Here is a 26,091-nt window from a genome sequence, read left to right as displayed (position 1 = left end):
AATGAAAAATTTTTCGCCATTTTCTTCATTCAATCCTGAGGGGCAGCATGATGATGTTGCAAATCGGCGGCGTTCACCTACATCAATGCGGTATGTTATTCCTAATATCATTACTATTTTAGCAATTTGTGCAGGGATGAGCAGCATTCGTTTGGCTTTTGAACATCGTTATGAAGCTGCTATTTTAATGGTGCTTTTGGCTGCAGTTTTAGATGGTGCTGATGGTCGCATTGCCCGTTTAATAGATGGTAGTTCATCTTTTGGGGCACAGATGGATTCTCTTGCTGATGTTATAAATTTTGGTGTTACCCCTGCACTCATTGTTTATTCTTTTATCTTGAATCAAGCGAATCACATTGGGTGGGTTGCTGCCCTTGTTTATTGTGTTGCTTGTTGTTTGCGATTAGCACGTTTTAATGTGATGTTAGATAACCCCAATATACCTAAGTGGCAGAGAAGTTATTTTGTTGGTGTTCCAGCACCAGCAGGAGCATTATTACTTTTATTGCCTACCTATTTAGGCACTCTTGGTTTGGTCCCCAATTGGGGGTGGGCATTATTTTTTAGTCTTTATACTGTAATTATTGCTTTTCTTTTGATTAGTCGTTTACCGGTATGGAATGCAAAAACAATTGATCAAAATTTAAGGCGCGATATCGTTATACCGTGCATGTTGGTCATTGTTATTTATGTCGGTTTTCTTGCGACTTACACATGGGAAACTTTATTGATTACAGCTGTTAGCTATATGATTTTTCTCCCTTGTAGTTTTATCGCTTATAATAAACGTGCTACTTTAGAAGAGAAAAAGGCTGATGCTAAAGCTATCCAAGAATTATAAAGTGCTTCATTCTTCTGTCGAAAAGCACAGGAAAAAGAGAGAGTCAAACGATTTACTTCTCATATTATGATCAATCAGGTACATGATAATCTACAAACCGATTTTTATGGACATTAAAGAGTTTTCCAGTTTCCTTTAAATCAGGTGATAACAAATGGACTATCTTTTTTGCAACCTCTTGTGGTGAAGGGAGAGTTTGTGGATCTTCACCGGGCATAGCTTCAGCGCGCATGGCAGTGCGTGTGCCACCAGGGTTGACACAATTAATCTTAATAGGGGTTTGTTTGAGTTCTTCTGCCCAACAGCGGGCAATCACCTCTAAAGCCGCTTTAGAGGCTGCATAAGCTCCCCAGAAAGGGCGCGCAGCATGCGCAACGCTTGAGGATAACAGGATGGCTCGTCCAGCATCAGATTCACGTAATAAAGGCTCAACGGCTTTCATTAAGCGCCATTGGCTGAAAAGATTTATTTGAAAAACATCTTCAAATACCGTGTTTTCTATATGCGCTATTGGTGAGAGTGTTCCAAGAATTCCTGCGTTTGCAACGATAATATCAAGTTTTTTCCAACGTTTGGCAATTGAGATAGCAAGGGTATCGATGTTTTCCATATGATGCAAGTCAAGGGGAACAAGGGTTGTATGAGCCCCTTTTTCTCGGATTTGATTATCTAATTCAGTAAGTCCACTGACTGTTCGTGCAAGAGCAATAATATGAGCGCCGCGTGCAGCAAGCTCGAGTGCCAAATGATAGCCAATCCCTCTTGATGCGCCAGTAACAAGTGCAACACGCCCATGGAGACTAAAGTCACGTTTTGTCATCATTAATCTCTTGTTTTAAGAACAGATGATTGATGAATTTTGGAGAGATTTTCTTGATCAACCAGATGCGTAGGATAATATCCAGTAAAATAATGGTCAGTAAATTGTGGATTGGCGTTATTCCGTTTTTCCCCTGCTACAGCAAGATATAATCCATCCGTTGAAAGAAATTCTAATGAATCCGCTCCAATAAAATCACACATAGATTTTAAATCTGGATATTGATTTGCTAAAAGGTTTTCAGCTTTAGGTGTATCAATACCATAAAAGTCAGGATAAAAAATCATAGGGCTAGAAATGCGCATATGAACTTCTTTTGCTCCTGCATCGCGAAGCATTCGTACAATTTTAAGGGATGTTGTCCCACGCACAATAGAGTCATCAACCAGAATAACACGTTTTCCTTCAATCACAGGACGGTTTGCCGAATGTTTTAACTTGACGCCAAAAGCGCGAATTTGTTGTGTTGGTTCGATAAAAGTGCGGCCAACATAGTGATTACGAATAATGCCAAGCTCGAAGGGAATTCCAATTTCTTGTGCATAGCCAATTGCAGCAGGCGTTCCTCCATCAGGAACAGGAACCACAACATCACCCTCACAAGGGGCTTCCTGTGCTAAACGGATTCCCATATTTTTGCGTGTTGTATAAACACTACGCCCTCCAACGATTGAGTCTGGGCGGGCAAAATAAACATATTCAAACAAGCAAAGTTTTTCTGGTTGTGTATTTTCTGGTTTTATAATTTTTTTTGTAATTTCCCCATTTTTTTGTATTTCACATATGATGATTTCTCCATTTTTAACATCACGGACATATTTTGCTCCAATAATATCAAGAGCACAAGTTTCAGAACAAAAGATAGGCTTACCATCAAGTTCCCCCATCACGAGAGGTCTAATTCCTGTTGGATCGCGTGCCGCAATAAGTTTTGTACGTGTGAGCGCTAACATAGCATACCCACCTTCTACTTGCCGAATCGCATCAACAAAACGATCAGAGGACGACTCATAACGTGAGCGGGCAATAAGATGGAGAAAAACTTCTGAATCCGACGTTGATTGACAGATAGCACCAGAAGCGATGAGTTCACGGCGTAATGTGAGACCATTGGTAAGATTACCATTATGCGCAATAGCAATACCTCCAACTTTCAATTCAGCAAAAAGGGGTTGAACATTGCGTAATGCCACTTCTCCAGTTGTTGAATAACGGGTATGTCCAATAGCACGATTTCCTGGTAAGCGCGCAAGTGTTGCAGGGTTTGTATAGTGATCTCCAACAAGACCTAAATGCTTTTCTTGATGAAATATTTTATTATGGTAAGAAACAATCCCAGCTGCTTCTTGCCCACGATGCTGAAGTGCGTGGAGTCCAAGAGCTGTTAATGTTGCGGCATCTTCATGCCCAAGAATACCAAAAACTCCACATTCTTCATGAAGGGTATCATCATCTAATGAAAATTCTTGACAGAAAACATCGCTTTTTATCATCATATTCTTTCAGTTGTGATATGGAGGAATCATTAATATCACATTTTACATCATTTAGTTCTCTTTCCTCATGAAAAACTATTCTCTATTTTTTGAAAATTATCTTTTCATGAGAGTGTTACTCATACGTATGTTTATTGCTGTCTTTAAACAAATTTTCCGTCTTTTCGAGAACAGATCCAATATCTTTGGGGAGTATTTCCCAAACTTTTTGTCCCAATGAATCTAAAATAGGCCTTGTTTTTGCATTTTTTAACCAATTCGCTTGAAGCTCGGGTTTAATCAGTGCATTAAGCAGCAACATACCGATGACCATGATAAGTAAACCACGAAGTGCTCCAAAAATAAAACCAATAGCACGGTCAAGGATACCAATTCGACTATCAATAATAAAATCAGAGATCTTCATTGTAATAATTGAAGTAATAATGAGAACAATAATAAAAATTGTGACCAATGTTGTGATCAATGCAATCATTTTATTAGAGAGATATTGTTCAAAGAAAGGTAAGACAGGTTTGAATAAAAACAGTGTCGTAACAGCTGCAACTGCCCAAGAAATCAACGATAACACTTCACGTGAAAATCCTCGAAGCATAGCAAGAAAAGCGGACAACAGGATGATTACTACGACAATTCCATCAAGGATTGTTATGATCATTTGTTTGTTCCTTATACATAAAGTTGTGTTCTTTTAAGTCTGTGTGCAAATATATTTTTTGTTATGCCATTTTTTGTTCTTATAGCAAGGATCTTTTGTATTTTATATAGTTTTTTCTATATTATCATATCTGTGGTGCAGATCATTTTTTACTTACGGTAAGAGTAGCAACGAGTTCGGGAAGGTCGGAGAAAGTTTTTTGTTGAAAGTTGAGCGACTTCATCATTTCGGTTGTTGTTGTGGGGTGAAAGGCTCCTTGAAAGCCGAGTTTTTTTGCTTCATTGATGCGCTGTGCTGAATGTGCAACAGCGCGGGTAGCTCCTGAAAGACTGACTTCACCAAAATATACATAATCCGTTGGCAATGCGATATTGGCAAGAGAAGATACCAAAGCAGCGGCTACAGCTAAATCAGCAGCGGGTTCTGATATGCGATATCCACCTGCTACGTTCAGATAGACATCATGCTGTCCAAAACGAATGCCACAATGGGCTTCTAAAACGGCAAGAATCATAGAAAGGCGATTTCCATCCCATCCGACAACCGCACGTCTTGGTGTCCCAAGGGAAGAAGGAGCAACAAGCGCTTGAATTTCTACGAGTATCGGGCGTGTCCCTTCCATTCCTGCAAAAACAGCAGCGCCTGGTGCTTTTTCATTACGTTCCCCTAAAAATAATTCGGATGGATTTATCACTTCGCGTAATCCTTTATCAGACATTTCAAAGACACCAATTTCATCTGTTGGTCCGAAGCGATTTTTTACAGTTCTAAGAATGCGATAATGATGTCCTCCTTCACCCTCAAAATAGAGAACGCCATCAACCATATGTTCAACGACTCGAGGACCAGCAATTTGTCCATCTTTTGTAACATGCCCAACAAGAACAACGGCGGCTCCTGTTTTCTTGGCAAAGCGGATCATTGCCTGAGCACCGATACGTACTTGTGTGACAGTGCCAGGTGCTGAATCTGCTGTATCTGACCATAGGGTTTGAATCGAATCGATAATCACCATATCAAGGTTTTTATGTTCGCTTAAGGTTGCCAGGATATCTTCAACATTGGTTTCAGCAGCAAGTTTCACTTCTGTATTGTTAGCTTCAAGCCTTTGTGCGCGCAGACAAATTTGCGCAATAGCCTCTTCACCTGAAACATAGATGACATTATATCCTTTACGTGATAAAGCAGCAGCTGTTTGTGTAAGCAATGTCGATTTACCAATACCCGGATCACCTCCAACAAGGAGTGCCGATCCACGGACAAAGCCCCCACCGGTAACACGATCAAGTTCAGCAATACCAGAATGAATACGTGGAGCATCTTCAATATTTCCAGAAAGAGATGTGAGTGTGACAATGCGTCCTTTACGAGCATTCTGCTTAGGACCACTTCCTATGCCGCTATTTATAGTTTCTTCGATAAGGGAATTCCATTCCCCACAAGCGCTACATTTTCCTGCCCAACGAGAATGAACAGTTCCACAATTTTGACAGATAAATTGAATACGGTTGCGTGCCATGTCGATTTAACCAATTTGCTCTGGAAGGTAATTGCTATCGGCCAGATCACTAAAGCGTGTGAAATCAGATTGAAAGGCAAGGGGCACGATTCCTGTCGGCCCATAGCGCTGTTTTGCAATAATAACGTTAGCTTTTCCAAAAACTTTATCCATTATTTCTTGCCATTTCATATGTTCAAGGCTACCGAACTTTGGTTCTTCATTTTTGAGGTAATATTCTTCACGATAGACAAATAAAACGATATCGGCATCTTGCTCAATAGAACCAAATCCACCTAAATCTGAAAGTTTTGGGCGTTTATCTGTTCTGTTTTCAACTTGATGTGAAAGTTGTGAAAGAGCAATAATAGGGATATTTAATTCTTTCGCTAAGGCTTTTAATTCTGCAGTGATTTCTTGAATACGATATTCAGATGTGTATTTTAAATCACTTGTCATGAGTTGGATATAATCAATAATTAAGACATCCAAACCATGTTTTTGCTTGAGACGTCGAGCACGGGCAGCCAGTTGTGAAACTGATATTCCTCCAGTTTGATCAATATAAAGGGGTGCCTTTTGGAGATGATTTACCGTACGAATAATTTTTGAAAATTGTTCATCTGAAATATGACCACGTCGAATATCAGAAGAAGAGACTTCCGTTTGTTCAGAAATAATACGTGTTGCAAGCTGCTCTGAGGACATTTCAAGTGAGAAGAATCCCACAATGCCGCCTTCATTTTCTTGGATATTACCATTATAATTATAAGCGTTGGCAATATTAAAGGCAATATTGGTAGCAAGTGAAGTTTTACCCATACCAGGGCGTCCCGCAAGGATAATTAAGTCGGATGGTTGTAATCCTCCCATTTTTTCATCAAGTGTTTGAATATGAGTCGCTATCCCTGATATTTGCGAAGAGCGTTTTTTTGCAGCACTTGCTATATCAACAACTCTTTTGATAGCGTCATCAAGACTGTCAAATCTACTATCGCAGTCTTCTTTTTTTTCTAGCATAATTATACACTTTCCTTTTGTTAGATATCAGTTTTTATGCAATTTTATATCAAGAATATTTTGCATGTTGTAGAATTTTCTCTGTGCTGTATTATTTAAAACACTGCTTGTTTTTTATATTGCGGTAATTAGGGTAATTTTTCAGATAGATTAGAAAATATTTTTGTTAAAAGGTTAGAGGTTGTCCTATAAAGAGGAAAGTTTCTGATATTCTACATAATAGTCAGCCTTGCACAACAGCAGCAATTATTTTTGAATTTAAAAACAAGAAAATGAGTGTCTTGTGAGAAGGAGTTTTTTAAAAGAAGGAACAATATAGAAAGATTTAGATTAGCTATGGATTTTAATATATGTACCCCACTTACAACATTAAGAGATGTGTTATCATTTCATGCAAGAAGAATGTTATTAAATAGCAAATAACGGCGGCTAGAATCATTGAAAAATGATTCTTTGTAAGAAATTATCATTCTTGATAAGAACTACATTTTTTAATGAGAAGGATGGTTTCACAATTTTGACAGATAAATTGAATACGATTACGCGCCATGTCGATTTAACCAATTTGCTCTGGAAGGTAATTGCTATCGGCCAGATCACTAAAGCGTGTGAAATCAGATTGAAAGGCAAGGGGCACGATTCCTGTCGGCCCATGGCGCTGTTTTGCAATAATAACGTCAGCTTTTCCAAAAGCTTTATCCATTATTTCTTGCCATTTCGTATGTTCCAAGCTACCTAGTTTTGGTTCTTCATTTTTGAGATAATATTCTTCGCGATAGACAAACAGAACGATATCGGCATCTTGCTCAATTGAACCAGATTCACGTAAATCTGAGAGCTGTGGACGTTTATCTGTTCTATTTTCTACTTGACGTGAAAGTTGAGAGAGAGCGATAATAGGAATATTCAATTCTTTCGCTAATGCTTTTAATCCTGTGGTAATTTCTGTGATCTCTTGAACACGATTTTCTGATGAACGCTTTGAACTGCTTGTCATGAGTTGGATATAGTCAATAAACAAGATATCTAAACCATGTTGCCGCTTGAGACGCCGCGCACGAGCAGCTAATTGCGTAATTGATATTCCCCCAGTTTGATCAATATAAAGTGGTGCCTTTTGTAGTTGGTTCACCGCACGAATAATTTTTGAAAATTGTTCATCTGAAATATTGCCACGCCGAATATCAGAAGAAGAGACTTCTGTTTGTTCAGAAATAATACGGGTTGCAAGCTGTTCGGATGACATCTCAAGTGAGAAGAATCCCACAATGCCGCCTTCATTTTCTTGGATATTGGCATTACGATTATAAGCATTAGCAATATTAAAGGCAATATTGGTAGCCAGTGAGGTTTTACCCATACCAGGGCGGCCCGCAAGGATAATTAAGTCAGATGCTTGTAATCCTCCCATTTTTTCATCAAGTGTTTTAATATGGGTGGCTATCCCTGATAATTGTGAAGAGCGCTTTTTCGCAGCACTTGCCATATCGATAGCTTTTTTAATAGCCTCATTAAAATTTTCAAATCCACCTCCATATTTCCCTTTTTCTGCTAGCTCAAATAACTGATTTTCAACAGTTTCAATTTGTTGGGTAGGCGTGAGTTCTACAGGAGCATCAAAGGCTGTATTGACAACTTGAGTTCCAAGGTTAATCAAAGACCGTCGGATAAAAAGATCGTAAATGACGCGTCCATAATCTTCAGCGTTAATAATAGTGACTGCCTCTGTGGCTAAGCGAACAACATATTGGTATACAGTAATATCTCCAATTTTTTCTTCCATTTGGATATAGGGCTTGATTGTAACTGGATCTACACGTTTTCCTGTTTTAATAAGGTGAGATAAAACATGATAAATTTTTTGATGCAATGGTTCAAAAAAATGTTCTGGTTTTAGAAAATCTGAAACGCGGTCAAGAGAATCATTGTTGATAAAGATGGCACCAAGCAATGCCTGTTCAGCTTCAATATTATGCGGAAGTTGCCGAAAAGAAGGAGAATCCTCTTTCTTTGAAGAGCTGACATTAACAACGTTAGTTTCTTCCATAATATTTTTCCACTAAAATTCTAAGTCTAGCTACTTTAGGCGATAAATTGAAAATCGTATAATTAAAAGAATAGAGCTACAAACCTTCATTTTAAGTTAAAATTATATAATTTTTTAAAACTCTCTTTTCGTTCCTCATTTATCATTTGTGTATTATTTATATAACGTCTATCTATTTTATTTTATAATATGTGATTTTAAAGTGGAAGTTTTGCTACTCTAAATTTAAGTATTTTTAAGTTACTTAACCTTAAAATTCCAATATCTGTGTAAGTAGAATTATTTTTTATAACTGAAATTATTTCAGATCATGTGAGGATATAATCAAATTAACGCTCATACAAACTTTAGTCTTAAGGGTAGAACTTTAAATTATTTTTACTTTATATGCTGGAAAACAAAAGACATTTCCTCTTAGTGATACTACCATTCTCGGCATGTAATGCCTTTAAATAGTATATTTCTAATTCTTTCATAAAAATTAGGTTCTTTATGTACGATAGCCATAAAATACTCACTTTTAAAGTGTGAGTATTTTATGATCGATATTTAAAATGGAATAAAAAATATAAAACAGAAAGAAAAAATAGAAATTAAGCTTCTTGATGAGAACTGTTTATATCGTTGTCATTAATTTCTTCTGCCAATAATTCTTCCTGACTTTCTTCTAATAATTCTTCTTGAATATTATATATTTCTTTAGCCGAAGTGAGAGTTTCACCTTCTGCTTGGCGTTGTGCTTCACTAGTAGAACGCGCAACATTAATAATCACAGAAATTTGAACCTCTGGATGTAAACTAAGAGTGATAGTGTGAAGACCGATCATTTTTATTGGATGATTAAGTTCGATTTGATTTCTCCCAATAGAAAAGCCTTCATCTGTTATCATTTCAGCAATATCACGTGTTGACACAGAACCATAAAGTTGTCCTGTTTCACCAGCAGAACGAACAACAATGAATGATTGTCTATCAAGTTTTTCAGCAATTTTTTGCGCTTCGCTTTTGCGTTCAAGATTACGTGCTTCAAGTTGTGCACGTTGCATCTCAAAGTGTTTTTTATTAGCTTCATTTGCGCGTAAAGCTTTACCTTGAGGCAAGAGAAAATTACGCGCATAACCATCTTTAACTGAGACAATATCACCCATCTGACCAAGACGAGGAATGCGCTCAAGTAAAATAATATCCATAGTTTTTCCTTTCGAACAAATAAATTTAGTGGAGTTTTTTGCGTGATTGAAAATTGTATTGAATAGCAGCCCAAATTCCCATCAAAAGCATCATGAAAACAATAGGTGGAGTAAAAACGACTGTTAAAATAGCAATATAAACAAGAGAAAGTATAATAATCCGACCGTTTACCCCTTTTGTAATATTGTGAAGATATGCTAGACCGCTAATTAATATGATGACAATGTATGCAGTACTAAAGACACGGGTACTCAAGTTAAGAGAAGCGCTCAGCTCAACCATCGATGCTATGCAAACAATAATAAAAATAATAATTCCAGAAATTGGAAGGCGGAGAGTTTGGCTCCAATCATCACGGGGTCTTTTCAGCCATTTCATATGTTGTGCTGCTATCATGGAAAAGTAAAGGTTACCAATGAGAAAAACCAAACTATAAATAGTCAAAGAAAAAGCAGTAAAAGTTGCTGTATGCGTCATTAAAAGCTCATTAAAAGCGCGTATATCGGCTTCTTTTATTGACTGTGTTTGTTGCAGAGTTTGTGCTATGTTTTCGGTGATTTTTTTTGCAACGATGGGTGTGGAAGGACGTGTTTGAACATAGAGCCCAATGAAAGTTGCTATAAGAGCGATAAAATTAGTTAAATGAAAAATAACCGATGACAATGGATACCATATCAGTTCGTTTTCTTTTTGCGCTGGTCGTGCAAGCCCAAGAAGCCAAGAAGCATAGACAGCAGGAAGGAAAAATAAGAACATAAAGCCAAGAGCAATATAGGTATTAGTGGTTATGATAAGAACAACAGTGGCACTTATGAGGGCGATGAGACTGGCTAATGTTCCTTGACCGAACGCAACAATAAAAATTGGCAATGAAAGAAAGCAGCCAAGAAGAAGAGAAAAAAAGGGCGCGATATTTGCAACACTGATGATTGCCAGTCCTATCACGACAGCAAATAATCCTGCCAAAATACCGGTTAATATCTCATAAGTACGATTTTTTTTCATTTATTGCTGTCCTGCTTTCTGCAGTTAGAGGCGTGTCAATACCCCAACTTTGACATTTAATAGCTTAACATAGGATACAACAAGCTATTTTTTAACCATATAAGAAATGCAACTGGAGAAACTCTCCAGTTGCATAGTGTATTGATTGCTTACTTTATAACGTACGGAAGTAAGCCTAAAAAGCGAGCACGTTTGATAGCATTAGCTAATTCACGCTGTTTTTTCTGACTAACAGCAGTAATCCGTGAAGGAACAATTTTCCCACGTTCGGAAATATAACGTTGTAACAACTTGATGTCTTTATAATCAATTTTGGGAGCATTGGTCGCTGAAAAAGGACATGTTTTACGACGACGATGAAAGGGGCGACGTGCAGAGTTTTGATTAGTATCAGTCATCATTCTACCCCTTCTATAGTATTTTCACGTTGACGACGTGGAAAACGAGGACGCTCTTCATCATGTCCAATGTGACTATTGCGATCAAGGTGTGAGAGCATAGCAGATTTTTCTTTTTCGTGTTTTTCTACGCGAATGGTCATATAACGCAAAATATCCTCATTGATGCGCATCTGACGCTCCACTTCAGCAATTGCTGAAGCTGGTGCATCAATATTGACTAAGACATAATAAGCTTTACGGTTTTTACGAATACGGTAAGCAAGAGGACGAAGTCCCCAATTTTCTATACGCCCAACTTTTCCACCATGCGCTTCAATGACACCTTTGTAGAGACTCAAAAGTTCATCAACTTGCTGCGGTGCAATGTCTTGTCGGGCAAGGAACATATGTTCATAAAGAGCCATTGTTTTGCCTTTCTTCAATTAAATTTCACCGGTTTTAGCGCAAAGCCTCTGCGACTTGTCTTTTTTGGAAATCCAAAGAAGAAAGGACGCGTTTACAATTCGAGACATCTCAGAGCGGAGATACGGGAGGCCGGAAACATTGTATTTCCTACTGATATTTTACAGCCCTCCGTTCAACCTCCAGCTAAAGTGCCGGCAACGAATATTTCATATCTACAGGTTATCTTTTAAAATAGCAAGTTTATGCACATAAAAAAATTGATTTGTTAAATCTTAATATATTTCCTTCTTCTACAAAAAGATAATACTGTAATATAAAGGCAAAGGAGGGAAAAATGGACTTTTTAAACCAGATTGATGTTACACTCTTTGAAATGTTTGTCGGCAATCATCAAGCTTGGTCGATTGTAGTTTTGTTTAGTATTTTTTGTGCAAAGTTTTTAATTTATATTATTCCTCTCCATCTTTGTGCGTTGTGGTTTTGTGGTGGGGAGAGGGAACGGTGTGTTGTGCTAAGCATTTGCATGAGTATTTGTGCATCTCTTTTCATAGGTTATCTCATTTCTCTTTTTTATTTTCATCCTCGCCCATTCGTGGTAGGGCTGACGACACCGCTTATTCAACATCGTGCAACAGCTTCTTTTCCTAGTAATCATGCCTTGACCATTGCATCTTATGCAGCTAACTTTTATTTTTACCGATACAAAGTTACTTTTAAATTTGCCGTAGTGTTTTTATGCTTAATCTGTTGGGCGCGCATCTTTGTGGGTGTACATTATCCCTTTGATATTTTAGCAGGTGCACTTTTAGGAAGTCTCATAAGTTTCGGTGTTATTCAGTTTATAGCACCCTATTTCCCTAAGTTTTTATATCAAATTCCGCCTTTAAAATATAATTTTAAGTGTGGTATTCGTTTTAAATAAAGGGCTTTATCTTGATTTGTGCGGATGAATAAGGTCAAAAGAAAATAATTTAATTGTACAGTTTTAGGAGTTGATAAATGGGTGCAGCTTTTATTTTTCCAGGGCAGGGGAGTCAACTTGTTGGTATGGGGAAAGCGCTTGCAGAGCAATTTATTGTCGCACGGATGGTTTTCGAGGAAGTTGATGATGCTTTGGGTGAGAAATTATCAAAGATCATTTTTGAAGGACCTGCAGATGTTTTAACGTTAACAGCAAATGCACAACCGGCATTAATGGCTGTATCTATGGCTGTCATTCGTGTGATGAAACAATTAGGGCTTCGTATAGAAGAAAAGGTAAGGTTTGTTGCTGGTCATTCTTTAGGCGAATATTCGGCTCTTTGTGCTGTTGGTACATTTACTCTCACAGATACGGCAAGACTTTTGCGTATTCGTGGCAATGCTATGCAGGCTGCTGTCGCGGTTGGTGAAGGTTCTATGGCTGCATTAATTGGTTTAGAAGAGCACATTGTGGAAGAAATTTGTGAAACTGTTTCTGGAGAAGGACTATGTCAGATTGCTAATGATAATGGTGGTGGGCAAATTGTTATTTCCGGTAAAGCAAAAGCAGTTGAGGCAGCGGTAGAGATTGCATCAAAAAAAGGTGCAAAACGTGCACTTCTTCTTCCTGTTTCTGCACCTTTTCATTCATCTTTAATGCAACCTGCTGCTGATGCCATGAAGAAAGCACTTTTGACTGTTAACAAAATGTCCCCTATTGTTCCTTTGATTGCCAATGTTTCTGTTGCACCTGAGAGCAATCCAGAGCGTATTACTACTCTTCTTGTCCAACAAGTGACTGGGAGGGTGCGATGGCGTGAAACAATAGAATGGATCGCTGCTAATGGAGTTGATACGCTTTTTGAAGTTGGTTCTGGAAAAGTATTAACAGGTTTAACGCGTCGTATTAACAAAGATATAAAGGGGGTAACCATTGGAACAGTTGATGAAATAGAATCAGCGCTAGGTATGCTCGGCGTTTAATCTATAAGGAGTTAAAAAATGTTTAGATTAACAGGACGTAAAGCTCTTGTAACGGGGGCTTCGGGAGGAATTGGTGAGGCAATTGCACGCTGCTTTCATGCACAAGGAGCCATTGTTGGACTTCATGGAACACGCGAAGAAAAGCTTAGAGAAGTGGCGGCAGAATTAGGGCAGAATGTTTTTGTATTTCCCGCTAATCTTTCTGAACGCCAATCGATTAAACAATTGGCTGAAGTTGCAGAAAGAGAAATGGATGGCGTCGATATTTTGGTTAACAATGCGGGAATCACTAGGGATGGTCTTTTTGTGCGTATGCAAGATAAAGACTGGGATGATGTTTTAGAAGTTAACCTAACAGCTGCTTCTCTTTTGACGCGTGAATTAATACATTCTATGATGCGCCGCCGTTATGGAAGGATTATTAACATTACATCTGTTGTTGGTGTTGTGGGAAACCCTGGACAAACGAATTATTGTGCTGCAAAAGCAGGCTTGATAGGTTTTTCTAAAGCATTGGCACAAGAAATTGCTTCGCGAAACATCACGGTCAATTGTATTGCTCCAGGATTTATTAAATCCGCAATGACAGACAAGCTTAATGAAAAGCAAAAAGAAGCCATTATGGCTGCGATTCCGGTGAAGCGTATGGGAAGTGGGCAAGAAATAGCCGCTGCTGCTGTTTATTTAGCAAGCGATGAAGCAGCCTATATGACAGGTCAAACACTCCATATCAATGGTGGAATGGCAATGATTTGAGTATTTATTTTATTCCACATTGATTTATGAGTTGTATTATTTTAGATAGTAACGATTGAAATGGATAGATGCATCTATTTCTTTAATATGGTCGTTGATCAATTGATGTCGGAATGTCAGATTGGTTCATTTTGTAGGGGATATCCACAGGATGTTTTAAATCATTACTAAAATCTTTTAAAGTAATGCATCTATTGCTTGATTAGATGAACCGATATAGTTAACCAAATTATAGGAAAATATAAATTCGAGGATTTCAACATGAGTGATACAGTAGAGCGCGTTAAGAAAATTATCGTGGAACATCTTGGGGTTAATGCTGATAAAGTTGTAGAAAATGCAAGCTTTATCGATGATCTAGGGGCTGATAGCCTTGATACGGTTGAACTCGTTATGGCTTTTGAAGAAGAGTTTGGGGTAGAAATTCCAGATGAAGCTGCTGAAACGATTTTCACAGTTGGCGATGCAGTCAAGTTCATTGATAAAGCTTCTGCGTGATTACTAAAGGGCAAAGGCATGAATTGCTTTTGCCTATATTCTTCGGAGCTCTTTTGAAAAGAGAGCTTTGAGAGGTGAAGTTTAGTTCAAGGTTAGAAGTTATGAGACGTGTTGTTGTTACTGGTTTAGGGTTGGTATCTCCATTAGCTGGTAATACTGAATATAGTTGGAAACGACTTCTTGAAGGAAGAAGTGGTGTCCGACGTATCACAGAGTTTGATGTGTCAGATTTGCCATGCCAGATTGCTGCGCGTATCCCCTTAGGGGATGGAACAGAGGGGACTTATAATGCTGATTTGTATATGGAACCTAAAGAGCAACGTAAAGTTGATGCATTTATTGTTTATGCAATGGCTGCTGCTAACCAAGCGCTTGCAGATGCCGAATGGTTTCCTAAGAGTGATGAAGATCAGATTTGTACAGGCGTGTTAATTGGTTCGGGAATTGGGGGAGTTGAGGGTATTGTTGAAGCTGGTTATACGCTTCGTGATAAGGGCCCACGTCGTGTTTCTCCTTTTTTTATTCCAGGTCGTTTGATTAATCTTGCTTCTGGTTATGTGTCTATTCAATATGGTTTACGGGGGCCTAATCATTCTGTTGTAACGGCTTGTTCAACAGGGGCGCATGCGATTGGTGATGCGGTACGTTTGATTATGTTTGGTGATGCAGATGTCATGGTGGCAGGGGGGACTGAATCTCCGATAAATCGGATATCTCTTGCAGGTTTTGCAGCTTGTAGAGCTCTTTCCACTTGTCGCAATGATGATCCTGAACGGGCGTCACGTCCTTATGATACTGATCGTGATGGTTTTGTGATGGGGGAAGGAGCAGCTGTTGTTGTTTTAGAAGAGCTGGAACATGCCAAAAAACGAGGAGCGCGTATTTATGCTGAGGTTATTGGCTATGGTTTATCTGGTGACGCTTACCACATTACAGCGCCTTCAGAAAGTGGTGAAGGGGCTCAGCGTAGTATGATAGCTGCTCTTAAGCGTGCACAAGTGAATGTAAGTGAACTTGATTATATTAATGCTCATGGTACATCTACGATGGCTGATTCCATAGAGCTAGCGGCTGTTGAGCGTGTTTTAGGGAGTTATGCACCACAAGTTTCTATGTCATCAACGAAATCATCTATCGGGCATTTACTTGGTGCAGCCGGTGCTGCTGAGGCTATTTTTTCTATTTTAGCTATACGGGATAATATAGCCCCAGCGACACTTAATCTTGACAATCCATCGATTGAAACGAAAATCGATCTTGTACCACACAAACCGCGTGAACGAAAGATTGATACGATTCTTTCTAATTCTTTTGGATTTGGTGGGACAAATGCATCGTTGGTGATGCGACGTTTTAGGGGATAATAAGTATTTTTATTTAATTTTTGCTTTTGAGTTTTCTACTTTATTATAAGGTGAATAAGAAATTATAATATTATCCTTAATCGCTATTGAGGGGTTATGTCCGATGTGAAAAATGGAAAATCATTAAAGGACGTAAGTGATTCCTCTTCGAATCATTTAGCAGATAGTTATGACATGTTAATACATAAAAAACGAAAGAAATCATCTATCGTCCGTAATCCGTTGGTCATTCTCGGTCATTTTTTTCTTATGCTGATTGTGATTATTCTTTTTGCCATAAGTATTCCTCTTTATATTGGAAAAAGTATTTTTGAAGAAAAGGGAAAAATTGAGGAAGAACAAATTGTTCTTATCCATCCTGGTACCGGAATTCGTGAAATTGCTTCATTGCTAGAAAAACGTGGTTTCATTCGATCATCAGATATTTTTGTTTATGGGGTTGGTTATCACCAAAAAACAACGCATCTGAAGGCTGGTGAATATTTAATTCCAGCTCATGCTTCGATGCAGGATATTATGGATATTCTTGTGAAAGGAAAATCTATAGAGTATACATTTACAGTACCTGAAGGTTTAACGGTTCAGCAAGTTTTCGATCGATTAGCTGCGAATGAAATTTTGATTGGAGACCTTCCAAAAATTTTGCCTCCAGAAGGTTATTTAATGACGGATACTGTTCGTTTTATTCGGGGAACAACGCGTAAAGAGATTGTAAACAGGTTGCGTGAAGGACAGACAAAATTAATTCATGCTATATGGGCTACGCGTTCACCTGATTTACCCATTAAATCAATTGATGAATTTGTTATATTAGCCTCAATTGTTGAGAAAGAAACGGGAATTGCAGCAGAAAGACCAATGGTTGCTGCGGTATTTTATAACCGCCTTACAAAGCATATGCGTCTTCAATCGGATCCAACAGTAATTTATGGTCTCTTCGGAGGAAAAGGAAAACCATCCGGTCGTGCAATTTATCGTTCAGATCTTGAGAAGGAAACACCATATAATACTTATAAAATTAATGGTTTGCCCCCAACGGCTATTGCAAATCCAGGTCGAGATTCTTTAAAAGCGGTGGCACATCCACCAAGCAGTGATGCACTTTATTTTGTTGCTGATGGTTCAGGAGGGCATGTTTTTTCTCGAACTTTAGAGGAACATAATATGAATGTTCGCAAGTGGCGAGAATTAAAGGCAAAACATTGAATTTATAGTGATAACACATCTTTTTGCATCGTAAATGAGAATCCCAAATATAGTAAAATTTTTCTATTTAAATTTTTTATGAGAATGATAAAAAATCATTTTCTTGTCTGTCACAAGTGGGTTGGCGTATGGATAAAAATATTTAAGAAAAAAGTGAATATACTGCTAATACCTTATCTCAAAAAAGAGCAAAATAACATTGAGAATTGCTAAGAAAACACATTGATTAGGGGAGAGGTTGAGATAATGTATAATTCAAATTTTGGAGAAACATTTATGAACAAAGTAGAGTGGTGTAATGACAGTCTTTGAAAGTAAATTGAGTGCTATAAAAATAAATCAACGCCGCGGTTTTTTATTTATTCTTTCTTCGCCTTCAGGTGCTGGTAAATCAACAATTTCTCGATTACTTCTAAAAGAGGGACAATTAGAGCTTTCCGTAAGTATGACCACAAGGAAAAGGCGTCCTAGTGAAGTAGATGGGCTGCATTATTACTTTATTTCAAAGGAAGAGTTTGAATATAAGCGTGATAGGGATGAATTTATTGAGTGGGCAGAAGTTCACGGAAATTATTATGGCACTTTACGTGAAACTGTTGAAAGCGCATTGAATGCTGGCCAAGATATGTTATTTGATATTGATTATCAAGGTACCGAGCAGCTGCAAAAAAAGATGCTAGGAGACACTGTATCTGTTTTTATTCTTCCACCATCAATGAAAGAGCTTGTTTCGCGTTTACATCGTCGAGCAGAAGATAGTCAAGATACTGTCAATTTGCGATTGGAAAATGCACGAACGGAGTTAAAGCATTGGCTTTCTTATGATTATGTTGTGATTAACGAAGATTTAGATCAGTCTTTATCTTTTATTAAATCAATTTATTTAGCTGAAACCGTAAAACGTGAGCGTTGTTCTTATCTTGGTTCTTTTGTTGATGGGCTTATTGCTGAAAAAATCGATAAATATTGTGATTAAAAAAGGTTTTATAACACAAAGTGCATTTTTTAGAGCACTAGATGCGCTAAAGTTACAAATTCAGAAATCGAGAGCGTTTCAGCACGGCGCGTTCCATCAATTCCAGCTTTTTCTAATAGCTCTTCACCTCCAAGTATTTTGAGATTTTGACGAAGCATTTTTCGTCTTTGCCCAAAGGCGGTTTTTGTGACGAGGCTTAGTTTTTGTGCAGAGCAGGCAAGAGGTTGTGTTCGCGGAATAATATGAACAACGGAAGACGTTACTTTAGGTATTGGTATGAAGGCTTGAGGGGGGACATCAAAAGCAATTTTAGCAGTGGTACGCCAACCAGTTAAGACACTAAGACGTCCATAATGATTAGATTGAGGTTTAGCTGTAATCCGTTTGGCAACTTCACGTTGAAACATCAATGTCATTGATTCATAAAAAGGAGGCCATGGTTCAGTTAAAAGCCAATTTAATAAGAGTTGTGTCCCAATATTATAGGGAAGATTTGCAATAATGCGCGGTTTTACAGGGCTTGTTTCAAAGAGTTTTGAGAAGTCTTGCTTCAGTGCATCATTACAAATAACTTTTAATTTTTTAGGATAGTGTTTTTCTATTTCTAAGAGAGCCGGTATGCAGCGCTCATCGCGTTCTATTGCTGTTACAATGGCACCCTTTGCTAGCAAGGCACGTGTGAGACCTCCAGGACCTGGACCAATTTCAAGAACAGGTTTTCCTTCTATATTGCCTGCTTGATGAGCAATTTTAGATGTTAAATTAAGATCAAAAAGAAAATTCTGCCCCAAAGATTTATGCGCTTGTAATCCATATATATCAATGACCTCACGCAGAGGAGGGAGATTATCTATTGGCATGGGTTTAAACTATTTTTTGCAAGTTGATTTGCAAGTTTAAGAGCAGCAATAAAGCTTTCGGGAGAGGCTATCCCTTTATCAGCAATGTCAAAAGCAGTTCCGTGATCTGGAGATGTGCGAATAAAAGGTAGACCTAACGTGACATTAACAGTGCTGTCAAAGTCTAATGTCTTAACAGGGATAAGGGCTTGATCATGATACATACAAATGGCAACGTCATATGCCTTTCTTGCGCATTCATGGAACATTGTGTCGGCAGGCAGCGGGCCTGCAATATTGAGTCCTTTCTTTTTAAGATATTCAATAGCAGGAGTGATAACTTCAATATCTTCTTTTCCCATTGCACCTCCTTCTCCAGCATGAGGATTAAGACCAGCAACAGCTAGTCGGGGTGACGTTATTTTAAACCTTGTTTTTAAGTCATATTCAGTAGTAAGTACCGTTTGAATAATTAAATCACGGGTAAGCTGTGAAGGAACATTTTTAAATGGAATATGAACAGTTATTGGTACTGTTTTTAATCGGGGTCCTGCTAACATCATAACTGGATGATAACATTTATGAAAAGCTTTATGGGCTAAATCGGCTAAAAATTCTGTATGACCTGGAAATTGAAAACCGGCATCATAAAGACTCTTTTTTGCAATAGGACAAGTGATAAGTGCACACGCATGGCCATTTTGAATCAATTGAACACAGTGTTTAATTGCTTCAATAATTCCAGCGGCATTATTCGATGAAGGTATACCTAATTGATCACTTTGTTTGTTTTTTAACGGTATGATAGGAAGAGCGTTTTGAAAATTTTTTGCAGGATTATTGATTAAAACAGATTGCACCTCAACATCAATCTGTAAAAAACGAGCGCGCGAACGAATAACATCTGGATCAGCAAGAAGTACAAAAGGTGGAATTTGGCGCGTAACACGCAAATTCCACGCTTTTAATACTATTTCAGGACCAATTCCGGCAGGATCACCACCACTAACAATAAGAGCAGCCATTATGAATTTTGAATGCGTGCCACTCGCCGCAGTTCTCCTAAATATTTGTCGCTTAATTCTTCAAGTTTTTGCGGGCTTCTTTTTTTACTATCTTGAAGAGAGAATATCAGTCGAGCGACATAATCATCAGAAACTCTTTTTATTTTGCAGACAGCAATCGCTTCAATTCCATCAGATGTTTCTTGTAATTTTGTCATTTTTCCAGCAGGCGTTTCAAGAATAGCTTGTTCCCATGCATTAGGAAGTTGTGGCTCCAGAAACTTTCCTAAGTGGCGGATAGTAACGTCTAAAATACCTCTTGCTTGATTGTGAGCATTGGCACATCCACGGAAATGTGCGCGAAAATTACTTGCTTCTCTTTGACGTTTTTCAAAGATCTCTGAACGACGATGTGCAGGAATGACAAAAACAATTCGCTGTAATGTATATTCGTTGGTTGAAGGTTTTACACCACCATTTTTTAATATTCTGCGTACAGCTTCTTGTTCGCTAATCATACCTGTTTCAGCTTGATAGCGTGCGCTAACAAGACGCCCCCATCCTATTTGTCCACGGATGTAATCTTTAAAGTGTTGTACTGTGATCTCAGTTTGGATCAGAATCTGGTTGAGCTGATCAATCGTCATATTATTTTGTGTCGCAAAATTCTCAAAAGCTCTATCAACTTCATCATTGCTTACTTCAATATTACGACGTTTTATTTCAATATTTTTTAGCTTTTCGTCAATAAGCTCTTTTTTAGCCTGTGCCACCAAATTGCCTTGCTTTTGTTGTAGCCTGAGAAAAGCAAGGCGTCTTTGTATATCATAATTTGTGATGGGGTTGCCATTAACTGTAACAACAATAGAAGTCTGCGCAAAGACTGTCGGAATCAAAAATCCATTTATTAGCAGGCTACTTACGCTCAAAGATGCAATATAAAATAAAGCAAGAAAACGCTTTTTCAATTTATTCATGTAAATAGGCTTTCGCATTGTTTATTAATTCTCATCAACAACTTAAAATACACGCTTTCTTTCATAAAAACAATGATAAGTTAAATGACTGATACATTCCCTTTATAAATTAATCTATCTTTTTTCCGATATCTGCAATCGTACGCAATGAAAGAGAGAAATTAAAGTTTTGCAAGGGTGCTTTCCTGCCTGGATTCGTTACCTGTTGATAACCGAATGTTAACCCGAAACATTCATCCATATAACTCAAGCTAATTCCTCGCTTTATAAATGTACCAGATACTAAATCATAACCGGCGTTGCTATTAATGGACCAATAATCTGCCAATTTAAGTCCTGTTTGAAAAGAAATTTCTTGGCGCTCTTGAGAATATTCATAATCTGGTTGCTTTGCGATATAGGCATATTGTAGAGCCGCCCAAAAATTTTGCCATTTTTGTGATGCTTCGATTTCACTACGGCGGATTTTTCCTGTTTTTTTATCAAAGCGTCCACGCGTTTCTAAGGAAAAACCACTTTTATGGGTTGTACCAAACATTGCAACATAGTCTGAACGTTTTGCCTCTAAGCTAGAATGAGTACCGACATTGATAAAGTCCTTTTCTGCAAAAGAATTCTTTCCTGCTAGATGAAAGGATTGTCCAATGAGACCATAAAGAGACCAATTATCATTAAGGCTTCCAGAATATCTTATACCTATATTGGCTCTTGTACCACCTTCTACACGATCATAACCAGAAAATTTGTCTCGTTGAAAGAGAGTGGTTGCATCAAAGACAAAGCTTTGAGCATCTTCATTAGGAATTTGTCCAATATATTGTTCATTATTGCGTATAAAAATTTGTGCAGTTGGTTCTATAATATGTGTAGAATGATCAGCTGTAATGAGGAAGGGATAGCGTAGTTCCAATCCTGCTGTTGCCATGCCACGAATTGCTGAACCATGAATTGCGGATAAGGCATTGTTTTCTATAGAATCTGTGTGATTTTCGCTTGCATTGGTTGTAATGATATCAGCTCGTAGAGAGAGAAGAGGGGTTAAGATGAGTCCGTTGTGCGTGTTGAAGCGCTTTTTCCACTGAAGCTCGTTTGTTAAACGCAAACTATTTCCAGCCATACCAGAAAGTTTTACTGTGTTGAGAGGGTTTCCGTTCTGGTCGGGTGAACTGAAGTCAGCATGGCGACGATAAACTGATTGCATATTACTATGGAAGGTAAGCTCTCCATTATAAATGGGTTCATCTGGTGTGAAAAAATAATCGATGCGTGGTAAGACCCACGCTTGCCGAGAGTGACGTTCATAATGAGGATCATTCAATATTGAATCTTGAACTTTAAAATGATAAAAACGCATATCAAAATAATTTTTTCCTGCAAGACCATTCAGATAGATCTGAGAAAGTTGTGTAGGATTGTTATAGTTTTCAAGTTTATAGGCACGACTAAAATGCCGATCTGATTGTGCAAGAATATCCCATCCATAAGTCCAGTGTGAATTAATACGAAAATCCCCCTTTGTCGCCAGCATATAACGGTTTTTATGTTGGGCATCAATCGTATCATTATCAAATCTATGCGGTTTCATTTGATATATATGAGCAAAGCGAATGTTATAACGTCCCGTTTTTAAACGCTGACGCCATTCCCCTTCGGTTAAAAGCCCTTGTTGGGTATAAACCGTAGAAGAAAGGGTAAAATCATAATGGGGGGCGAGATTCCAGAAATAAGAATTCTTTATCCCCATACCGAGATAATCAGTATAAAAAAAATGAGGAGTAAGCAGACCGCTAGCACGCCTGACAGTTGGATCATAGATCTCAAAATTTGGAAATTTTATAATCGGTACACCAAAAACTTCAAAACTGCTATTTTCAAACCGAATTTTTTTGACGCTATTATTCCATATGATCTTTCTTGCTTTAATTTTCCATAGGACGTCTCTATCTGGTTTATAAGAGCAAGGTTCACAGGCTGTATAGGTTGCATTTTCAAAGACTGTTATGTGATTGTGTTTGCGTGTAGCATTTTGGGCTGAAAAGTGAACATTGTTGGCTGTATCAATACGTAGGGCGTTTACAAAACCCTCGCCAAGATCTTTGGTCATATCAATTTGGTTGGAATAAATTTTATTACCATCCTTTTGAGTAATTTCAACGTTCCCTTGTGCTATAAGCCGTCCTGTTTTTTGATTGTAAATAATTTTTTGAGCGACAACTTTATTGCCATCATATTTGATTTGGACATTACCGTGTGCAGAAACAGTGTTTTCATCACGATTGTAGATGAGTTCATCCGCAGAGAGCAAAAGAGGAGGTTCCAGATTTTGAATGCGACTTTGAGAAGGAGATTGAAGGCTTTGAGCGTGCGCACAATAAGACAAAGCACTTCCTAAAATAACCCCCACAACACTTTTAAAAGCGAGAGCACTTAATTTTGTTAAAATAGTTTTTTTAAGTGTTAATGCTTTCACTTAGCCATCCTCTTTATGAAGTAAAAAAGAGATTCCTAAGAATAACGCAATAACAACGGGTGTCCAAGCTGCAATAATTGGTGGAATATATCCAGCATTACCGAAAGCTTGAACAAGTACGGAAATAACATAAAGCATAAACCCAGCTATTACGCCACCAAGAATCAACATTCTAGATTGCCCAAAACGTGTAAAATTTAAAGATACAGTTGCTGCAATGAGGGTCATTGCCACAAGCAATGCCGGTAATGCAATCAAAGATTGGAAATACATATCAAAATTATTAGCAGAATAGCCAAATGAACGTGCAATCATAATTTTTTTTGGCAATTGGTAAAATGGAATAGTTGCGGGATTCACTAAACGTTCCGTTAAAAATTCAGGTTTTAGATTGGTTTTTATTTGCAACACGGTAAATTTTTCAGGAGGATGCCCTATTTTATAGATTGTTCCATTTGTTAATAGCCAAAATCCATTAGTCAAGGTTGCTTTTGGGGCGTTAATCCAATTTTTAACGGTTGCATTGTCATTGTATTGTACAAAGGTTGCATCGAGAAGAGAAAGTCCTTGATCGGTGATAGATTTGGCACCAATGGTTGTTCTGCCTAAATTTGTACGTTGTGTTAACCAGTGGATACTTGTATTGTGAAGAGGTGTTAGTACATTGTGATTGCGCCATTCAGTCATCTTTTTTTCTGCTTGAGAAAATCCCCATGCAGCAAGTGGATTAATGAGAAGAATTGAAAATAATCCTAAAAGAAAAGCTCCAAAACAAGCTGGCATAAGAAATTGCCATGCAGAAACACCGATTGAACGAGTCACCACAAGTTCAAGTTTTTTGTTGAGCGAGATAAGCGTTGCCATTGCAGAAAAGAGTGCAATGAAAGGGATAAGTTGTTGCATGATAAAAGGGATGCGTAAAACAGAGAGGAAAAATGCATCTTTTGCTGTATAATGCGGAAGTGAAGATAGCCTACCGGAATTCTCTGTGAAATCGATTAAAAGAGCAAGAACAAAAATGCTTCCCCAGAAATAACAAGTTATTTTAAGATACCGTATAAAAAAATATCGTCCAAGTGTCCACCCAATCATGATATTTTATCCGAGGAATCTTGAGATTTTCGATGTTCAAATTTGTTCATTATTTTTTGAAAAGCGATTTGAAGTATCTCATTAACTTTTGTGGGAAGCCCAATTTTATGATTCGTTAAAAGCATAAAAAAGACAAATGCACTTGTTCCTATAGGTATAATATAAAGGAGAGGAACGTATGCAAGATCGCTTTTTGCTTTTTCTGCGAAAAAATATCCTATCCAATACACCAGAAAAGAAAGGGCAATTGCCGAGATATTTGCGGAATGACGAGCTTGTCGATGGGAGCGTACATCCCCTGCTGCTGCTAATGCAATAAGTGAAAAAACAATAGGGTAGAGCCATTGTGTTAATCTGCGGTGAAATTCAGCTTTATATTGGAGTGGTTTTCGTTGATAGTAGGGATCTTTTGGGTCAGGGTTTTGTAAATAAGAAAGAGACCGATCTTTTGGATAAAGAGTAGGTGTTTTATCACTAGGGATAAACTCTCCTAGGCTAAAAGTATATGAGCTAAATTGCACGATTGAAACACTGTTATTTTGATGATTGACTCTTTCTATTTCACCGTTATTGAGAACCAGAAAACTGCCGTTTTTATTGCTCACAATGGATGCGTCTGTTGCATAATAAAAAAGATCAGTCTTAGGATCACGCTGGTCGGCAATGAAAAGGCGTTCAAGTGTTCCATTTGGATTTCGTTCGCCAATTTCTATGTAAAGGTTATTGGCGAGTTTTTGGAAGCTCCCTTCACTAATGAATAGATTAATAAGATCAAAATGAGCGCTTGCTAGCATTTGTCGCATATGAAGACGCGCTTGAGGAACAACAAAATTAGCTATAGAAAAGGAGATACAGGATGCAACAATAGCAAGAAGAAGGATAGGTTTCCAAACAGTACTTTTAGGAAAACCAGAGGCATTGATGACAGCAAGTTCTGAGTCTTGATGCATTGCTGAGAGGATGGTTGTAATTGCGATGACTAATGCAAACGGAATGACAACAAAAATAACAGAAGGAACCAATGAGAGTGAAAATTGTAAGACTGTGAGGAGTGTTTGTTTACTTGTTGTGAGAAAGTTTATCCGTGCAAGAATTTGTATAGTCCAACTAACGCCCACTGCTGCAATCATGACAGAACTAAACAAAACAATGACACGTTTCAGGATGTAGAACTCAATAATACGCATAAATTGGGGAAAATCCTCAGTTTTTAATTCGATAGCAAATATTCTTACTGCTTTCGGTTAAAATGTAATAAAGTTTGAAAAAATACCCTTTCATGAATTGGATATTTTTACCAAATAAATAATATAAAATTGCCTATGAGGTCCTCTTTAAATTTTCCGTACATTATATTTTATTTTCAACTATAGTCTACAAAGAATCTAGAAGAATCTAGAAAATAACTTAAAAAACTTTTTTATTAACGTTGAAGATAAAAATTTTTGTCTTTTAAAGACACGTGCAAAAAGATAATGCATCTCAATCAAAAAAGAGGGTTTATATCTTGAACCGTTTCCTTTGTATTAGGGATATAGAAGTTTTTTTAAAAAGATGTTAGCTTTTTTATAAAGAATGATGAA

At 37.7% G+C, this 26,091-nt stretch carries 23 protein-coding genes and 1 pseudogene; 8 read left to right on the top strand and 16 right to left on the bottom strand.

The features are described from left to right. Position 1: 1 nt before the first annotated feature. A complete protein-coding gene (pssA, locus tag ACFINI_RS01800) occupies positions 2 to 841 on the top strand; it encodes a CDP-diacylglycerol--serine O-phosphatidyltransferase (RefSeq protein ID WP_375611225.1) in 840 nt (279 codons plus the stop codon). A 70-nt stretch (positions 842 to 911) separates the two neighbouring features. Here the strand turns inward: pssA and ACFINI_RS01795 are convergent, their stop codons facing one another. The 10 genes and pseudogenes from ACFINI_RS01795 to rpsF all read right to left on the bottom strand — a co-directional run bounded on the left by ACFINI_RS01795 (position 912) and on the right by rpsF (position 11,381). Next, entirely contained in the window at positions 912 to 1,661 is a 750-nt protein-coding gene (locus tag ACFINI_RS01795; protein ID WP_375645538.1) for an SDR family NAD(P)-dependent oxidoreductase, read from the bottom strand. Between the two features lie 2 nt (positions 1,662 to 1,663). Beyond that, on the bottom strand, positions 1,664 to 3,157 hold the full coding sequence (gene purF / locus ACFINI_RS01790) for an amidophosphoribosyltransferase (RefSeq protein ID WP_375611226.1): 1,494 nt from the start codon (positions 3,155 to 3,157) through the stop codon (positions 1,664 to 1,666). Positions 3,158 to 3,272: 115 nt separating this feature from the next. Further along, positions 3,273 to 3,815, bottom strand: coding sequence for a CvpA family protein (locus ACFINI_RS01785; RefSeq protein WP_375629355.1), 543 nt, complete (start codon positions 3,813 to 3,815; stop codon positions 3,273 to 3,275). A gap of 142 nt (positions 3,816 to 3,957) precedes the next feature. Next, a complete protein-coding gene (gene radA / locus ACFINI_RS01780) occupies positions 3,958 to 5,334 on the bottom strand; it encodes a DNA repair protein RadA (RefSeq protein ID WP_375645478.1) in 1,377 nt (458 codons plus the stop codon). A gap of 6 nt (positions 5,335 to 5,340) precedes the next feature. Continuing rightward, a pseudogene (locus ACFINI_RS01775) lies at positions 5,341 to 6,276 on the bottom strand (DnaB-like helicase C-terminal domain-containing protein); the annotation flags it as partial. Between the two features lie 613 nt (positions 6,277 to 6,889). After that, entirely contained in the window at positions 6,890 to 8,380 is a 1,491-nt protein-coding gene (locus ACFINI_RS01770) for a replicative DNA helicase (RefSeq protein WP_273791081.1), read from the bottom strand. A 593-nt stretch (positions 8,381 to 8,973) separates the two neighbouring features. After that, positions 8,974 to 9,570, bottom strand: coding sequence for a 50S ribosomal protein L9 (gene rplI, locus ACFINI_RS01765; RefSeq protein WP_375629349.1), 597 nt, complete (start codon positions 9,568 to 9,570; stop codon positions 8,974 to 8,976). A 25-nt stretch (positions 9,571 to 9,595) separates the two neighbouring features. Then, entirely contained in the window at positions 9,596 to 10,576 is a 981-nt protein-coding gene (locus tag ACFINI_RS01760; RefSeq protein WP_375620731.1) for a hypothetical protein, read from the bottom strand. Between the two features lie 149 nt (positions 10,577 to 10,725). Next, positions 10,726 to 10,974 carry a 30S ribosomal protein S18 gene (rpsR, locus tag ACFINI_RS01755; protein WP_375620813.1) on the bottom strand — a complete coding sequence of 83 codons (249 nt, stop codon included), beginning with the start codon at positions 10,972 to 10,974 and terminating at the stop codon, positions 10,726 to 10,728. Continuing rightward, a complete protein-coding gene (rpsF, locus tag ACFINI_RS01750; RefSeq protein WP_375612935.1) occupies positions 10,974 to 11,381 on the bottom strand; it encodes a 30S ribosomal protein S6 in 408 nt (135 codons plus the stop codon). Before rpsF ends, rpsR begins: the two co-directional genes overlap by 1 nt. A gap of 335 nt (positions 11,382 to 11,716) precedes the next feature. Here rpsF and ACFINI_RS01745 point away from each other — a divergent pair, with 335 nt between their 5' ends. The 7 genes from ACFINI_RS01745 (at position 11,717) to gmk (ending at position 18,126) form a co-directional block, all read left to right on the top strand. After that, positions 11,717 to 12,304: an undecaprenyl-diphosphatase gene (locus ACFINI_RS01745; RefSeq protein ID WP_375620732.1), complete on the top strand. Its 588-nt coding sequence runs from the start codon at positions 11,717 to 11,719 to the stop codon at positions 12,302 to 12,304. A 77-nt stretch (positions 12,305 to 12,381) separates the two neighbouring features. After that, complete coding sequence (gene fabD, locus ACFINI_RS01740) at positions 12,382 to 13,326, top strand: ACP S-malonyltransferase (protein WP_375645477.1); 945 nt, start codon at positions 12,382 to 12,384, stop codon at positions 13,324 to 13,326. An 18-nt stretch (positions 13,327 to 13,344) separates the two neighbouring features. Further along, entirely contained in the window at positions 13,345 to 14,082 is a 738-nt protein-coding gene (fabG, locus tag ACFINI_RS01735; RefSeq protein WP_375620734.1) for a 3-oxoacyl-[acyl-carrier-protein] reductase, read from the top strand. A 261-nt stretch (positions 14,083 to 14,343) separates the two neighbouring features. Then, positions 14,344 to 14,580: an acyl carrier protein gene (locus tag ACFINI_RS01730; protein WP_004860281.1), complete on the top strand. Its 237-nt coding sequence runs from the start codon at positions 14,344 to 14,346 to the stop codon at positions 14,578 to 14,580. Between the two features lie 101 nt (positions 14,581 to 14,681). Next, a complete protein-coding gene (gene fabF, locus ACFINI_RS01725) occupies positions 14,682 to 15,944 on the top strand; it encodes a beta-ketoacyl-ACP synthase II (protein WP_375612931.1) in 1,263 nt (420 codons plus the stop codon). 96 nt (positions 15,945 to 16,040) lie between these two features. Continuing rightward, entirely contained in the window at positions 16,041 to 17,150 is a 1,110-nt protein-coding gene (mltG, locus tag ACFINI_RS01720; protein ID WP_375611236.1) for an endolytic transglycosylase MltG, read from the top strand. 298 nt (positions 17,151 to 17,448) lie between these two features. Then, a complete protein-coding gene (gmk, locus tag ACFINI_RS01715) occupies positions 17,449 to 18,126 on the top strand; it encodes a guanylate kinase (protein ID WP_375611237.1) in 678 nt (225 codons plus the stop codon). 29 nt (positions 18,127 to 18,155) lie between these two features. Here gmk and rsmA read toward each other — a convergent pair whose 3' ends face one another. The 6 genes from rsmA to lptF all read right to left on the bottom strand — a co-directional run bounded on the left by rsmA (position 18,156) and on the right by lptF (position 25,695). After that, entirely contained in the window at positions 18,156 to 18,986 is an 831-nt protein-coding gene (gene rsmA / locus ACFINI_RS01710; RefSeq protein WP_375645476.1) for a 16S rRNA (adenine(1518)-N(6)/adenine(1519)-N(6))-dimethyltransferase RsmA, read from the bottom strand. Further along, positions 18,977 to 19,990, bottom strand: coding sequence for a 4-hydroxythreonine-4-phosphate dehydrogenase PdxA (pdxA, locus tag ACFINI_RS01705; protein ID WP_375645475.1), 1,014 nt, complete (start codon positions 19,988 to 19,990; stop codon positions 18,977 to 18,979). Before pdxA ends, rsmA begins: the two co-directional genes overlap by 10 nt. Next, the gene (locus ACFINI_RS01700) at positions 19,990 to 20,946 is read right to left on the bottom strand and encodes a SurA N-terminal domain-containing protein (protein ID WP_375645474.1); all 957 of its coding nucleotides are present in this window, start codon (positions 20,944 to 20,946) and stop codon (positions 19,990 to 19,992) included. The genes pdxA and ACFINI_RS01700 overlap by 1 nt, the downstream gene beginning before the upstream one ends. Positions 20,947 to 21,055: 109 nt before the next feature. Then, positions 21,056 to 23,416, bottom strand: a complete 2,361-nt coding sequence (locus ACFINI_RS01695; protein ID WP_375645473.1) for an LPS-assembly protein LptD — start codon at positions 23,414 to 23,416, stop codon at positions 21,056 to 21,058. After that, on the bottom strand, positions 23,417 to 24,508 hold the full coding sequence (gene lptG / locus ACFINI_RS01690) for an LPS export ABC transporter permease LptG (protein WP_375645472.1): 1,092 nt from the start codon (positions 24,506 to 24,508) through the stop codon (positions 23,417 to 23,419). Next, positions 24,505 to 25,695 (bottom strand): LPS export ABC transporter permease LptF, encoded by a 1,191-nt coding sequence (gene lptF / locus ACFINI_RS01685; RefSeq protein WP_375611243.1) that lies wholly within the window; start codon positions 25,693 to 25,695, stop codon positions 24,505 to 24,507. The genes lptG and lptF overlap by 4 nt, the downstream gene beginning before the upstream one ends. Positions 25,696 to 26,091: the final 396 nt, after the last annotated feature.

The organism is Bartonella sp. AA56HLJMS, assembly GCF_042197145.1.
GTDB lineage: Bacteria > Pseudomonadota > Alphaproteobacteria > Rhizobiales > Rhizobiaceae > Bartonella.
This window is presented reverse-complemented; position numbering and strand designations above follow the sequence as displayed.

What these genes read in the sequence shown, in the direction of transcription:
- pssA (WP_375611225.1), top strand. Translation starts at nt 2, where the DNA reads ATGAAAAATTTTTCGCCATTTTCTTCATTCAATCCTGAGGGGCAGCAT.
- ACFINI_RS01795 (WP_375645538.1), bottom strand. Translation starts at nt 1,661, where the DNA reads ATGACAAAACGTGACTTTAGTCTCCATGGGCGTGTTGCACTTGTTACT.
- purF (WP_375611226.1), bottom strand. Translation starts at nt 3,157, where the DNA reads ATGATGATAAAAAGCGATGTTTTCTGTCAAGAATTTTCATTAGATGAT.
- ACFINI_RS01785 (WP_375629355.1), bottom strand. Translation starts at nt 3,815, where the DNA reads ATGATCATAACAATCCTTGATGGAATTGTCGTAGTAATCATCCTGTTG.
- radA (WP_375645478.1), bottom strand. Translation starts at nt 5,334, where the DNA reads ATGGCACGCAACCGTATTCAATTTATCTGTCAAAATTGTGGAACTGTT.
- ACFINI_RS01770 (WP_273791081.1), bottom strand. Translation starts at nt 8,380, where the DNA reads ATGGAAGAAACTAACGTTGTTAATGTCAGCTCTTCAAAGAAAGAGGAT.
- rplI (WP_375629349.1), bottom strand. Translation starts at nt 9,570, where the DNA reads ATGGATATTATTTTACTTGAGCGCATTCCTCGTCTTGGTCAGATGGGT.
- ACFINI_RS01760 (WP_375620731.1), bottom strand. Translation starts at nt 10,576, where the DNA reads ATGAAAAAAAATCGTACTTATGAGATATTAACCGGTATTTTGGCAGGA.
- rpsR (WP_375620813.1), bottom strand. Translation starts at nt 10,974, where the DNA reads ATGACTGATACTAATCAAAACTCTGCACGTCGCCCCTTTCATCGTCGT.
- rpsF (WP_375612935.1), bottom strand. Translation starts at nt 11,381, where the DNA reads ATGGCTCTTTATGAACATATGTTCCTTGCCCGACAAGACATTGCACCG.
- ACFINI_RS01745 (WP_375620732.1), top strand. Translation starts at nt 11,717, where the DNA reads ATGGACTTTTTAAACCAGATTGATGTTACACTCTTTGAAATGTTTGTC.
- fabD (WP_375645477.1), top strand. Translation starts at nt 12,382, where the DNA reads ATGGGTGCAGCTTTTATTTTTCCAGGGCAGGGGAGTCAACTTGTTGGT.
- fabG (WP_375620734.1), top strand. Translation starts at nt 13,345, where the DNA reads ATGTTTAGATTAACAGGACGTAAAGCTCTTGTAACGGGGGCTTCGGGA.
- ACFINI_RS01730 (WP_004860281.1), top strand. Translation starts at nt 14,344, where the DNA reads ATGAGTGATACAGTAGAGCGCGTTAAGAAAATTATCGTGGAACATCTT.
- fabF (WP_375612931.1), top strand. Translation starts at nt 14,682, where the DNA reads ATGAGACGTGTTGTTGTTACTGGTTTAGGGTTGGTATCTCCATTAGCT.
- mltG (WP_375611236.1), top strand. Translation starts at nt 16,041, where the DNA reads ATGTCCGATGTGAAAAATGGAAAATCATTAAAGGACGTAAGTGATTCC.
- gmk (WP_375611237.1), top strand. Translation starts at nt 17,449, where the DNA reads ATGACAGTCTTTGAAAGTAAATTGAGTGCTATAAAAATAAATCAACGC.
- rsmA (WP_375645476.1), bottom strand. Translation starts at nt 18,986, where the DNA reads ATGCCAATAGATAATCTCCCTCCTCTGCGTGAGGTCATTGATATATAT.
- pdxA (WP_375645475.1), bottom strand. Translation starts at nt 19,990, where the DNA reads ATGGCTGCTCTTATTGTTAGTGGTGGTGATCCTGCCGGAATTGGTCCT.
- ACFINI_RS01700 (WP_375645474.1), bottom strand. Translation starts at nt 20,946, where the DNA reads ATGAATAAATTGAAAAAGCGTTTTCTTGCTTTATTTTATATTGCATCT.
- lptG (WP_375645472.1), bottom strand. Translation starts at nt 24,508, where the DNA reads ATGATTGGGTGGACACTTGGACGATATTTTTTTATACGGTATCTTAAA.
- lptF (WP_375611243.1), bottom strand. Translation starts at nt 25,695, where the DNA reads ATGCGTATTATTGAGTTCTACATCCTGAAACGTGTCATTGTTTTGTTT.